This is a genomic window from Candidatus Aalborgicola defluviihabitans, from assembly GCF_016705985.1.
GTDB classification, from domain to species: domain Bacteria; phylum Pseudomonadota; class Gammaproteobacteria; order Burkholderiales; family Burkholderiaceae_C; genus Allorhodoferax; species Allorhodoferax defluviihabitans.
The window spans coordinates 103054-115140 of record NZ_JADJKN010000002.1 but is presented as its reverse complement, the minus strand read 5'-3'; the positions used below and the strand labels follow the sequence as shown (position 1 = coordinate 115140).

The window sequence follows — 12087 nt, the reverse complement described above, 5'->3', positions numbered from 1 at the left end:
GTCCTGTCTAGGTGCGACGGTCTTACTGCTGCCGCAAGAACATGCGGTACACCGGGTTATCCGATTCTTCCACGTAGGGGTAGTCCAAGGTCTGCAAGAACTTTGCAAATGCCCTGTCGTCCGCCTTGGGAACCTGCAGGCCAACCAGTATGCGCCCATAGTCCGCACCTTGGTTGCGGTAGTGAAACAGGCTGATGTTCCAGTTGGGGCGCATTAGGTTCAAAAACTTGAGTAATGCTCCGGGCCTTTCGGGGAACACAAAGCGCAGCAGACGTTCGTTCTCAGCCAGGGTGGAATGCCCTCCCACCATGTGGCGGATATGTTCCTTGGCCAATTCATCGTGGGTGAGATCCAGGGTCTGAAATCCGTGGCGCGTGAAGTTGGTGGCGATTTTGGCGGACTCGCCCTTGCCATGCGTGGTCAGACCGACGAACACGTGGGCTTTGGTTGCGTCGCTGATGCGATAGTTGAATTCGGTCACGTTGCGAGGACCACCTGGCAAACCACCAATCAACTCGCAAAAGCGCTTGAAACTCCCGCGCTCTTCTGGAATCGTCACCGCCAACAAGGCCTCACGCTCTTCGCCCACTTCGGCCCGTTCGGCAACAAAACGAAGTCGGTCAAAGTTCATATTGGCGCCACACAGAATGGCAGCGTAGGTTTCGCCACGCGTCTTGTTTTTAGCCACATACTGTTTGATGGCGGCCACTGCCAAAGCACCGGCGGGCTCCACAATGCTGCGGGTGTCCACGAAGATGTCTTTGATGGCGGCGCACACTGCATCAGTATCCACCGTCATGAATTCGTCGACCAAGCCACGCGCGATTCGGAAAGTCTCCTCGCCGACCAGCTTGACAGCAGTGCCATCCGAGAACAGGCCCACATCTGGCAAGGTGACGCGCCTTTTTGCGGCAACTGACTGAATCATTGCGTCGGAGTCGTTCATCTGCACACCGATGACTTTGATGCGCGGATCCACCGCCTTGAGGTAGTTCGCCACGCCGGCCACCAGGCCGCCGCCGCCAATGGCAACAAATACTGCGTCTAAGGCCGGAGGCGTGGGCGTGCCACTTGCCAGCGGTGCGGTGCGCATGTGCAGCGTTTGGACCTGGCGCAGCATTTCCATGGCAATGGTGCCCTGTCCGGCAATGACGTCCGGGTCGTCGAACGGGTGTACAAAGGTCAGCCCTTGCTTGCTTTGCAGTGTCAGCGAGTGGGTATAAGCGTCGGAGTAGCTATCCCCGTGCAAAACAACTTCCCCGCCAAAACCACGCACGGCGTCAATCTTGACTTGGGGCGTGGTGGTGGGCATCACGATGACTGCGCGGGTACCCAGTCGGGATGCGCTCAGGGCAACGCCCTGAGCGTGGTTGCCGGCGGAGGCACAAATAACACCCTTTTTCAATTGCTCAGAACTGAGCTGAGCCATCTTGTTGTAAGCACCCCGCAACTTGAAGCTGCGCACCGGCTGCTGGTCTTCGCGCTTAAGCAACACGGTGTTGTGCAAGCGCTTGCCCAGTTGTTTGGCTGGCTCCAGAGCAGACTCAGTGGCGACGTCGTAGACGCGCGCAGTCAATATTTTCTTGAGATAGTCAGCGGGGGTGAGTGGTTTTGGGGATTTGGTCGTCATGGCAGGCAATGGGGTGTTCCCGCATGATAATCGGCGTCATACCGTAGATTCGGTTGATGACAGTTGCCAAGGAATGAAACGATGGAATGCACAGTCAGTTGGACCGGCGGCTTGAATACCCGTTCGGGCATGGGGTTCGTGGCGGAAACCGGTAGCGGACATACCTTGGTTATGGATGGGGCCCTGGATGCGGATAAGCCGGAAAATGGTGGGCAAAACTTGGCGCCCCGACCACTGGAAACCCTGTTGGCAGGTACCGGTGGTTGCACGGCCTATGACGTGGTACTGATCTTAAAACGCGGTCGCCATACGGTTCAGGGTTGTACCGTCAAGCTGTCAGCTGAACGGGCACCAACGGACCCAAAAGTATTTACCAAAATCCAAATGCACTTTACCGTAACAGGTAAAGGCATACCGCTTGCTGCGGTCGAACGGGCAGTTGCCATGAGCCACGAAAAATACTGTTCTGCCAGCATCATGCTGGCCAAGACTGCTGAAATCGTAACTAGTTTTGAAGTGATTGAAGCCTGATTCAACCCTGAATTTGACGGTTTAGACGTGGTGCGCGACGGTCGTCATGACCTTGGCCGCAGCGCGCATCATGCCTTTCACGGATGCTGGCAAATCCATAGCGCCGGCGGTCCTGGCGGCCTCGGCGTGATGCAACTCATCGGATTGCATCTGCGCCACAATTGCCCGCGAAGCATGGTCTGCCTTCGGCAATAGTTCAAGATGACTTTGTAAGTGTGCGCCTACTTGACGCTCTGTTTCCACCACAAAACCCAAGCTGACCGGGTCACCCAGCCGGCCTGCCAGCAGACCCAACCCGAACGCTCCGGCATACCACAACGGATTCAGCAGGGAAGGGCGGGAACCCAGTTCGCTTAAGCGGTCTGCAGTCCAGGCCAAATGGTCTGTTTCTTCACGGCACGCTTGCGTAAAATGGACCCGCAATGCCGAGTTTCGGGTTGCCAATGCCTGGGACGTATATAACGCCTGTGCACAAACTTCGCCCACATGGTTTACCCGCATTAATGCCGCCGCCTGGCGGCTCTCGTCAGGTGACAACGGCCCGGTTGATTCGGTTGCCGAGGGGCTGGCATGCTTTGCACGGGGCTTTGCAAACAAGGTGCGCAGGGCGCAATCTGCAGCATTTAGCAGCGAATCGATGGTCAATCTCCGGAATTTGAACAGTGTCACAGTCTAGCGTGATTCTGTGACAGGAGGTGGGAAAACAAATTGTTGCAACCCAGCAACGGATACTAGGGGAAATCGGACTTTTCGGCCCTTTTTAAGGGCAATGCTTTGCCAAACAGGCAGCGGTCTGGTGCAATAGACCCAACTTCCTGAACTAGGAGGTTGGCCCGGGGTTCCAATCCCGTCGGACCGGAGCCCGCTGTTTAACCTTTTTGAGAAACCCGAAATGAAAAAAACCCTCATCGCTTTGGCCGTTTTGGCCGCTTCCAGCGCCGCCATGGCGCAAGTTACCCTGTACGGCGTGGCTGATATTGCACTGGGTGCCGTGAATGCAACTGGCGTCAAGAGCGACGCCAACATGAAGACCAATGACGCTCAGAACGACGGCAACAGCCGTTGGGGCATCAAGGTTGTTGAAGACCTCGGCGGCGGCATGAAGGCTACTGCCCAGTTCGAGCAAAACATCGACTACTCCACTGGCGCTGCTGACGTTGCCAGCGGTCGTTACGCTTACATGGCTCTGGACGGTGGTTTCGGCCGTATCAAGGCTGGCCGTACCCTGTCTCCTTCCTTCTTCGGCGTTGCTGCTTGGGAACTGACTGGCGCTGCCAACTTCTCCGCTGTTGCTAACCAGTTCGGTTTTGCTGGCGGCGGTTCGCGTAACAGCCGCGAGTTCAGCTACACCACCCCCAACATGGGTGGTTTCTCGGCAACTCTGGGCTACGTGACCGAGTTGGACGGTATGGAAAATGGTGGTCTGGGTAGCAAGTTGGATGCTAACGCTATCTACGCCGCTGGTCCTTTGGCAGTTGGCCTGTCCTACTGGAAGAACGACAAGGTTGCACCTGGTGCTTCCACCGACGGCAACTACTCTTTGGGTGCTAGCTACAACTTCGGCGCCTTCATCCTGGCTGGTTCCTTCCAAGATGCTGCTGGTCCTTCGCAAGGTTGGTCCCTGGGTGCTCGCGTTCCCGTTGGCCCATGGGCTTTCACGGTTGACGTCGCTCAAGACACCGGCTTTGATGACACCGACTACCTGCTGTACGCTGGCTACAGCCTGAGCAAGCGCACTACCGCTTACTTCGACTACCGTCGTGACGGCAAGTCTAACAAGGCAGGTGGCAAGTCCGCTGTTGACGCCGACATCTACGGCATTGGCGTTCGTCACAACTTCTAAACTGACGCTGGCATCTGCCAGCTAATGGTTAAGAGACCAAACCCCCGTTGCGGCAACGCAGCGGGGGTTTTTACATTCCAGGTGCAGCGTTTGCTGCGCAGGTTGCCCTTCATCTCGCGCAGCAGCGGCTGTAGTGTGTCACCAACATTGGTCAGTGCCATACAGGTGGCCAGGATGTCGATGATCATCATGTGCAGCAAGCGTGACACCATGGGACTGTACTTGTCAAAAACCTTCTGGGTGGTCGGAACTCAGCTCGACATGACCGGCACTGGCCAGTGGCGATTCGCTGACGGTAACGACGATGGAGGTTGCGCTCATCACCTGCATCTGTCCATCGCTGTAGGTAATTGTGTGAATGCCCACGCGGAAGAATTTATGCTGTGCAGCTTGGGCCACTGCGCGAGAATTGCCGACACTAAAAAAAGCTGAATGTGCTGCCCTGCCATCGTATGCGAACATCAGGGCGGCAATTGCCCGAGCAACCGTGTTGTCCGATCACCTCGACCATCACGTCAGGCCACGGCCAAAGCGGACGACGGTTGGTTTGTTCACGTGTGACCGATTGGCCAGAACACTCACTGGCAATTTGGCAAAAACCGTGGGGTCAGCCTGGCACAGCTTGCCCACGGACTGCTCTGAAGGGGCCAGTGATGGCAGAGCAGCTTATACACGGTCTAGCATGGCTGGCAACTCATGATTATTCTGCCCAGCAAAAGCCATCGCATGCATTCATCGCGCTGGACGCAATTGGCCCCCAGGGTTCCGGCAGCATACAGGCGCAGGGGCTGGGCGTCGCCAGAGCAATGGTTGAGCAGATGCTCTACCCAGCGCCGCCAGGCCTCGTCTTGCTCGTCGCTGCGTACAAACAGGTTTAAGCGACCATCAATCACGTCCAGCAGCAGTCGCTCACAGGCGCCCACCCGTTCAGTGCCCACGCGTTTGTCAAAATCAAGGTCAAGCTGTACCGGAACCAGGGTTTGCGCCGCCCAGGGGGCTTTGCCGGTTGGCCTGACCCTGCGCCATCAAATGCAATTCCAGACCGTCTTTGGGTTGAAGATTGATGATCAGCGGTTCGCCACCTCGATTTGGGTGTTGAAGATTGCGTGGGGCGTTGGGTGAAAGTTAATCACGATGCGCGCATCGCGGCCAGCCACGCGCTTGCCGGTGCGGATTCAAAAGGGCACACCAGCCCAGCGCCAGTTGGCAATCTCGGTGCGTAGCGCCACAAACGTCTCGGTATTGCTCAGTGGGTTGACGCCTGGCTCTTCGCGGTACGCCGGCAACTTGGCGCCATCGATACTGCCGCTGGCGTATTGGCCGCGCACCACATCTTGTGCCAGTGATTCTGTGGTCCACGGTTTGAGCGAGCGCAGCACTTTGAGCTTCTCGTCCCAAATCGCACCGGGTTGAGGTCGATGTAGACCATGCAGGCCAGCAGGCTCGCAGCCAGACTGGGGTAGTCGTTAGGCTGGGACAAGTTCATGCGGACATACTCCAGCAGGGCCGCAAAACGGGAGAATTCGTCCGTGTTGGGACGCTTGGCTGGCTAAACGTTGTCAAATCGTGACTGGATGAGTGCGCGGTATTGCGTGTCGCTCAGATCATCGCGTCCAACGCCAATGATGCGCGCACGGTCTGGCATATTGCCATGGCGAAAGGCCTGAAACAAAGCAGACATCAGCTTGCGCCATGTCAGATCACCTGTGCCACCGAACAAGATAAGATCAAAACTCATAGGTTGCTGAAGTTACATGAAAAGACACACTGCGCTGTCACTTTGTTTCATCGGATAATTCAAACATGAACCAACTCGACGCACTCAAGCAATTCACCACTGTGGTCGCCGACACCGGTGATTTCAAGCAAATGGCGCAGTTCCAGCCGCAAGACGCTACCACTAACCCCTCGCTCATCCTCAAGGCGGTACAAAAGCCGGAATATGCGCCATTGCTCAGGGAAACCGTCAACCGGTTTCGTGACCGTGCGGTGGACGAGGTGATGGACCGGCTGTTGGTGCGCTTTGGCTGCGAAATTTTGTCCATCATTCCGGGGCGTGTGTCGACCGAAGTCGACGCCCGCCTGAGCTTTGACACCAGTGCCACCGTGTCCCGCGGTTGGCGTATTGCCGAGTTGTACCAGGCAGAGGGCATCCACATTGACCGGGTGTTGATCAAAGTAGCCGCCACTTGGGAAGGTATTGAGGCGGCCAAACGACTGGAACGTGATGGCATTCGCACCAACCTGACCTTGTTGTTTTCGTTTTGCCAGGCCGTGGCCTGCGGACAAGCCAAGGTTCAGCTGATTTCGCCCTTTGTGGGCCGCATTTACGACTGGTACAAAAAGTCTGCGGGTGCTGCGTGGGTGGAGGCTGACAACGCGGGTGCCAACGACCCCGGCGTGCGTTCAGTCGCCCAAATCTACAACTACTACAAGCGGTTTGAGATTGCCACAGAAGTGATGGGAGCGAGCTTTCGCAATGTGGGCCAAATCACGGCGTTGGCGGGTTGCGACCTGCTCACCATCAGCCCCGACTTGCTGGCCACCCTGGCGACCACCAATGCACCGTTGGTGCGCGCACTCGACCCTGCAACGGCCCGCCAGTCCGATCTGAAACACCAGGTGCTGGACGAATACGCTTTTCGTCTGGCGCTGAATGAGGACGCTATGGCCACCGAGAAGCTGGCCGAGGGCATACGCGCATTCTGCGCCGATGCGGTGAAACTAGATCAATTGCTGTTGGCGGCCTGAAACGCTGCCCGGCGCGTCAGTACCTGGACTACAACCGATGCAGGCCATTACGCGACAACGATGTGACCTGCGCGCCGCCACGCATAGGTTGTTGCGAAATTCGGCTCTAGCCCTCGTGGATACTGCGCAATCAGCTATTAAAAATGTAGTGAATAAGTTGCAACAGTTGCATGCCTCGCGCAATGCCATGCTGGCGCTGGGTGTCCGCTATTCGGTCGGGTCCAGCATTGGGCTCCCGCTTGCCATCGCCATTGGTGAAACGGCCTTGCGTGAATTTTTAGCTGGCACTCACGTGATGGACGATTTGACGCCGGCCTTTTGGCCCGGTTGACGTCGTGTATCGCGTGGTGCACGGGCCGTGTTGACAAATCCTTTCCTCACCCTGGCTCAGGCCCGTGCCCTGCACCTTGGGGCACAAGGCCTGCTGGAGCACCCTTCCTCACGCGCCACGGCCAATGCGCTGCACCAGTGCATTGCGCGCATGCAGTTGCTGCAAATCGACACGATCCACGTGGTGGCACGCAGTCCCTATCTGGTGCTTTTTTCCCGATTGGGGGACTACCCAAACCACTGGCTGGAAGCGGCTCTGAGCGGCGGACAGGTATTTGAGACCTGGGCCCATGAAGCCTGTTTTGCGCCGGCTGATGATCTGCTCCTGCACCGTGCCTACAACCGCAGCTTGCGTCAGCACTGGGGGCTTAACCATGCGAAGAAAACCTACGCACACCAGTCCAGGCATCTGAACAAGCTGCTGGCGCATATTGCGGACGTAGGCCCGGTCAAGTCGTCGGACTTTGAACGCACAGAAGGGCAGGGTGGAGCCTGGTGGGCCTGGAAGGATGAAAAGCGCTGGCTGGAAGCGCTGTTTGCCAGTGGCGAGCTGATGGTGGCCCGGCGCGAGAATTTTCACCGCGTCTATGAATTGACTCGTCGCGTTGCCCCGCACGCGTTGACGCAGGAGGCCGCAGGGCAGAGCCCAGATCCCGCCATGGTCCACCGTCAGTTCATCGAAAAATCCGTGATCGCGCTGGGCATTGCCCAGGCCCGCTGGGTCAACGATTACTTTCGGATCAAACCACGCCTGAAAGACGCCGACCTGCAACCGCTGGTCGAGGCCGGCACCCTGCACCGCGTTGTGGTTGACGGGTGGGATGCCCCTGCCTACGTGCACCACAGCCACCAGACGCTGCTCAAAAAGGCCATGCGTGGTGTGCTGCAGGCACAGCACACGGCTGTTCTGTCGCCGTTTGACCCGGTGGTGTGGGACCGCGAGCGTGCCCTGACCCTGTTTGACTTTGACTACCGGCTGGAGTGCTACACCCCCGAGGCGAAACGCGTGCACGGCTACTTCGTGCTCCCCATTCTGTGCCGTGGCGAGTTGATCGGCCGCCTCGATGCCAAGGCACACCGTGGCGACGGCGTGCTTGAAGTCAAGCGCCTGTACAGCCAAGGCCCAAAGGGCTGGAATGCCGAACAGGTGCTCGACGTAGCCCTGGCCTTGTGGCGCTTTGGCCGCTGGCAGGGGCTAACGGAAGTCATGATCGGTGTAACCCAACCCGCACGCATGGCCGTAGCCTTGCGCCGGGCACTGGCGCACATCCAGAACTTGCCCAGTGCGGTGTAGTCCGATGCGGTTGTCAGTGGTGCATGCCAGCCATATCGTGGTGACCTGATCCCGCATCGACGGGATGCGTGCCGACCTGGATGCGCCCCCGCATACCCGCTTCAAAGTGGCCGGGCACCAGGCAGGCAATCTGTAGCGCGCCGGGTTGCGCAAACGTCACCACCAGTTCGCCCATTTCACCGGGCGCCAGACTCAGCGCAATACCGCCACCGTGCTGATGCTGCACGACTTTGCCTTCGGCCATTTGGCGCATCAGTGCAGCGTGCTCAGCGATCTCATGGTCACTGCCCAACACAAATTCGTGGGTCGCAGTGCCGCCGTTGTGCACCACAAAACGCACCGTTTCACCGGCTCGGACGGCAATGGTGTCGGGGGTAAAGCGCATGGTGTCATCCATGTGGACGCTCACTGTGCGGCTAACCACCTGGGCTACCAGCGGGGCAGGTTCGCGATGGCTGTGGTCACCCCCAACGGCCGCCCACTCGGGGTGTGCCTGCAGCCATTGGGCGGTACCAAAGCTTCCTGCAAGAACCGCTGTGCCCACCAGCACGCCATAGGAGACCATGCTACGCCGCCACTGAAAACCGCTGTTAAGCGCCAGTGCGATGACCGACACTGCGAAGCCAGTGGGAACGACCCACGCACTGCGCGCCGGAGAATCAGGAAAGTGTTGTAACCCGCCGGTAAAAAACCCCAGCCCAATGGACAGCAGCGTACCCCAAAGCAGGGCCTTGCCCAAGCTTCGGGGTGTATCGGCGGTTGCCATGGTTTGGTGGTGTTCCCACACAGCGCCCAGCACAAAGAGCACGATACCGATACCGCCCGTCCACAGCGAGCGTTCGCCACTGAAAAAGCCGTGGTTGACTGCACCGGAAATAAAACTGATGCCCGCATACTTGAACAGCATGGTGGCGTGTTGGGTTTGAAAATTGGGTGTCATGGTGATGGGGCGCAACAATATTGCACCCTCCAGAAAATGCGGACGAGCGGCGCATCAAGGTGGCGCCAAGAGTTTCGATCATGGGTACCACGCCGCAGTGGGCGCAGCGGTTTCGTCTTAAATGGGTGGACGCAGATCGGGGGCTGGCTGCCAGTGGGAGCTGGTCTTTGCAGGCGTTGTGGGAGCGCTGAAAACCGCCACGGTGACAGGCAGATGGACTGCCATAGTCAGCGCCGGAAAACACAACGCGCAGTGGCCGCAGCCGGTATGGCCCGAGGCGGGCTGTGCGGTGGCGTTCTGGGCAGTAGAGCTTTCGGCATCGGTTGCCGAGGCTACCATGTGGCAGGGCATATTGGCTGCGCTCACAGAGTGGCTGGCTGGCAATGGCATGTCTATCACTGGCGGCATGGCCCACGCAGCGCCGGCGGCGATGCGAGCCAGCAATACAGTAAGCAATAGAAAGCGTATCCAAACCATGGCCGCATGATAGCAAGCGCCGTAGAACAATGGCCCATAGAAAAAGCCTGCAAGGCGCAAACCTTGCAGGCTTTGGGGAGCGTGAAAACCCGATGGTCTTCAGCAGCGAGGCAATTACATGCCCATGCCGCCCATACCACCCATGCCGCCCATGCCACCCATGTCACCACCGCCCATGCCGCCGCCGGATTCAGCCTTGGGAGACTCGGCCACCATGCATTCGGTAGTCAGCATCAAAGACGCGACCGACGCTGCGTTTTGCAGTGCAGTACGTGTCACCTTGGTGGGGTCCAGGATACCCATGTCGATCATGTCGCCGTAGGTGTCGTTGGCTGCGTTGAAGCCGTAGTTGCCCTTGCCGGCCAACACGGCGTTCACCACCACCGACGCTTCGCCACCGGCGTTGTACACGATCTCGCGCAGAGGCGCTTCGATGGCTTTCATCACCAGAGCAATGCCGTGGTCCTGGTCCGAGTTCGCACCCTTGACCACACCAGCGGTTTGCTTGGCGCGCAGCAGAGCCACGCCGCCGCCAGCCACAATGCCTTCTTCCACAGCAGCGCGCGTAGCGTGCAATGCGTCTTCCACGCGGGCTTTCTTCTCTTTCATTTCGACTTCGGTGGCAGCGCCCACCTTGATCACGGCAACACCGCCAGCCAACTTGGCCACGCGCTCTTGCAGCTTTTCACGGTCGTAGTCAGAAGTGGCTTCTTCGATCTGAACGCGCACTTGCTTGACGCGGGCTTCGATGTCAGCAGCAGCACCCGCACCGTCGATGATGATGGTGTTTTCTTTGCTCACTTCGATACGCTTGGCGGTACCCAGGTCAGCCAAAGTCACTTTTTCCAGCGACAGACCGATTTCTTCAGCGATGACCTTGCCACCGGTCAGGATGGCGATGTCTTCCAACATGGCCTTGCGACGGTCACCAAAGCCAGGAGCCTTGACAGCCACAACCTTCAGGATGCCGCGCAGGGTGTTCACCACCAAAGTTGCCAGGGCTTCGCCATCGACATCTTCAGCAATGATCAACAGAGGACGGCCAGCCTTGGCGACTTGTTCCAGGGTCGGCAGCAGGTCACGGATGTTGCTGATCTTCTTGTCGAACAACAGCACAAACGGGTTGTCCAGCAAAGCGGCTTGCTTTTCAGGGTTGTTGATGAAGTAGGGTGACAGGTAGCCGCGGTCAAACTGCATGCCTTCGACGACTTCGAGTTCGGAGTCGAGGGACTTGCCGTCTTCCACAGTGATCACGCCTTCTTTGCCGACCTTGTCCATCGCGTCTGCAATGATCTTGCCAATGGTTTCGTCGCTGTTGGCAGAGATGGAACCGACCTGGGCGATTTCCTTGGACGTGGTGGTGGCTTTGGAAGCCTTCTTCAGTTCTTCGACCAGGGCTGTTACAGCCTTGTCGATGCCGCGCTTCAGGTCCATTGGGTTCATGCCAGCGGCCACATACTTCATGCCTTCGTGCACGATGGCTTGTGCCAGCACGGTAGCAGTGGTGGTGCCGTCGCCAGCGATGTCAGAGGTCTTGGAAGCAACTTCCTTGACCATCTGCGCACCCATGTTTTGCAGCTTGTCTTTGAGTTCGATTTCCTTGGCCACGGACACACCGTCCTTGGTCACGGTGGGGGCGCCGAACGAGCGCTCCAGAACCACGTTGCGGCCCTTGGGGCCCAGTGTCACTTTGACCGCGTTGGCCAAAATGTTCACGCCTTCAACCATGCGTGCGCGGGCTTCGCCGCCGAAAATTACGTCTTTTGCTGCCATGATATGACTCCAATAATTTCAAATAAATACAAAACTTGTTGTTGGGGAAGAAAGCGTAGCGAGCGGACGTCAGGCTAGGCGCACCGCGCACAGCCACCGGAACGTACTTCTGTACGTGAGGATGGCGAGCACGGAGCAACGACGCATGGCGTTCGCGCAGTAGCTTTATTTCTCGACAACAGCGAAGAGGTCGTCTTCTTTCATGACGAGCAGTTCGTCGCCGTCGACCTTGACGGTCTGGCCGCTGTACTTGCCAAACAAAACGCGGTCACCGACCTTGACGTTCATGGCCAACAGTTCGCCCTTGTCGTTCTTCTTGCCTGGGCCAACGGCCAAGACTTCGCCTTGATCTGGCTTTTCTGCGGCGCTGTCAGGGATGACGATGCCGGAAGCAGTTTTGGTTTCGTTTTCGACGCGTTTAACAATCACGCGGTCTGCCAAAGGACGCAGTTTCATGGGAAATCTCCTGGGTTTTGAAACAATTGCACATTCAAACTTGCACCAACTGCATTGAGTTA

Annotated in this window: 11 protein-coding genes and 2 pseudogenes; 5 read left to right on the top strand and 8 right to left on the bottom strand. The window is 58.0% G+C overall.

Annotated elements, in window-relative coordinates:
* Positions 1–22: 22 nt before the first annotated feature.
* Positions 23–1630, bottom strand: coding sequence for a threonine ammonia-lyase, biosynthetic (gene ilvA / locus IPI80_RS00905; protein WP_413856251.1), 1608 nt, complete (start codon positions 1628–1630; stop codon positions 23–25).
* Between the two features lie 81 nt (positions 1631–1711).
* Here ilvA and IPI80_RS00900 point away from each other — a divergent pair, with 81 nt between their 5' ends.
* The gene (locus tag IPI80_RS00900; RefSeq protein ID WP_413856249.1) at positions 1712–2161 is read left to right on the top strand and encodes an OsmC family protein; all 450 of its coding nucleotides are present in this window, start codon (positions 1712–1714) and stop codon (positions 2159–2161) included.
* 21 nt (positions 2162–2182) lie between these two features.
* Here the strand turns inward: IPI80_RS00900 and coq7 are convergent, their stop codons facing one another.
* Complete coding sequence (gene coq7, locus IPI80_RS00895; protein WP_413857552.1) at positions 2183–2806, bottom strand: 2-polyprenyl-3-methyl-6-methoxy-1,4-benzoquinone monooxygenase; 624 nt, start codon at positions 2804–2806, stop codon at positions 2183–2185.
* A gap of 247 nt (positions 2807–3053) precedes the next feature.
* On the opposite strand from coq7, the gene IPI80_RS00890 reads away from it, so the two are divergent.
* Entirely contained in the window at positions 3054–4004 is a 951-nt protein-coding gene (locus tag IPI80_RS00890) for a porin (protein WP_413856247.1), read from the top strand.
* Here IPI80_RS00890 and IPI80_RS00885 read toward each other — a convergent pair.
* Positions 4001–4664: pseudogene (locus IPI80_RS00885) on the bottom strand (hypothetical protein). The gene IPI80_RS00890 and the pseudogene IPI80_RS00885 overlap by 4 nt on opposite strands.
* Before the next feature lie 40 nt (positions 4665–4704).
* Positions 4705–5742: pseudogene (locus IPI80_RS00880) on the bottom strand (hypothetical protein).
* Between the two features lie 65 nt (positions 5743–5807).
* Here IPI80_RS00880 and tal point away from each other — a divergent pair.
* The 3 genes from tal (at position 5808) to IPI80_RS00865 (ending at position 8379) form a co-directional block, all read left to right on the top strand.
* On the top strand, positions 5808–6755 hold the full coding sequence (gene tal, locus IPI80_RS00875; RefSeq protein ID WP_413856245.1) for a transaldolase: 948 nt from the start codon (positions 5808–5810) through the stop codon (positions 6753–6755).
* A gap of 148 nt (positions 6756–6903) precedes the next feature.
* Positions 6904–7086: a hypothetical protein gene (locus IPI80_RS00870; RefSeq protein WP_413856243.1), complete on the top strand. Its 183-nt coding sequence runs from the start codon at positions 6904–6906 to the stop codon at positions 7084–7086.
* A 27-nt stretch (positions 7087–7113) separates the two neighbouring features.
* Entirely contained in the window at positions 7114–8379 is a 1266-nt protein-coding gene (locus IPI80_RS00865; protein ID WP_413856241.1) for a winged helix-turn-helix domain-containing protein, read from the top strand.
* Positions 8380–8392: 13 nt separating this feature from the next.
* Here the strand turns inward: IPI80_RS00865 and IPI80_RS00860 are convergent, their stop codons facing one another.
* From IPI80_RS00860 to groES, 4 genes are all read right to left on the bottom strand, one after another.
* Complete coding sequence (locus IPI80_RS00860) at positions 8393–9319, bottom strand: plastocyanin/azurin family copper-binding protein (protein ID WP_413856239.1); 927 nt, start codon at positions 9317–9319, stop codon at positions 8393–8395.
* A gap of 117 nt (positions 9320–9436) precedes the next feature.
* Positions 9437–9775, bottom strand: coding sequence for a hypothetical protein (locus IPI80_RS00855; RefSeq protein ID WP_413856237.1), 339 nt, complete (start codon positions 9773–9775; stop codon positions 9437–9439).
* A gap of 135 nt (positions 9776–9910) precedes the next feature.
* Complete coding sequence (gene groL, locus IPI80_RS00850) at positions 9911–11569, bottom strand: chaperonin GroEL (protein ID WP_413856235.1); 1659 nt, start codon at positions 11567–11569, stop codon at positions 9911–9913.
* Between the two features lie 165 nt (positions 11570–11734).
* Complete coding sequence (gene groES, locus IPI80_RS00845) at positions 11735–12025, bottom strand: co-chaperone GroES (RefSeq protein ID WP_210544423.1); 291 nt, start codon at positions 12023–12025, stop codon at positions 11735–11737.
* Between the last annotated feature and the right edge of the window lie 62 nt (positions 12026–12087).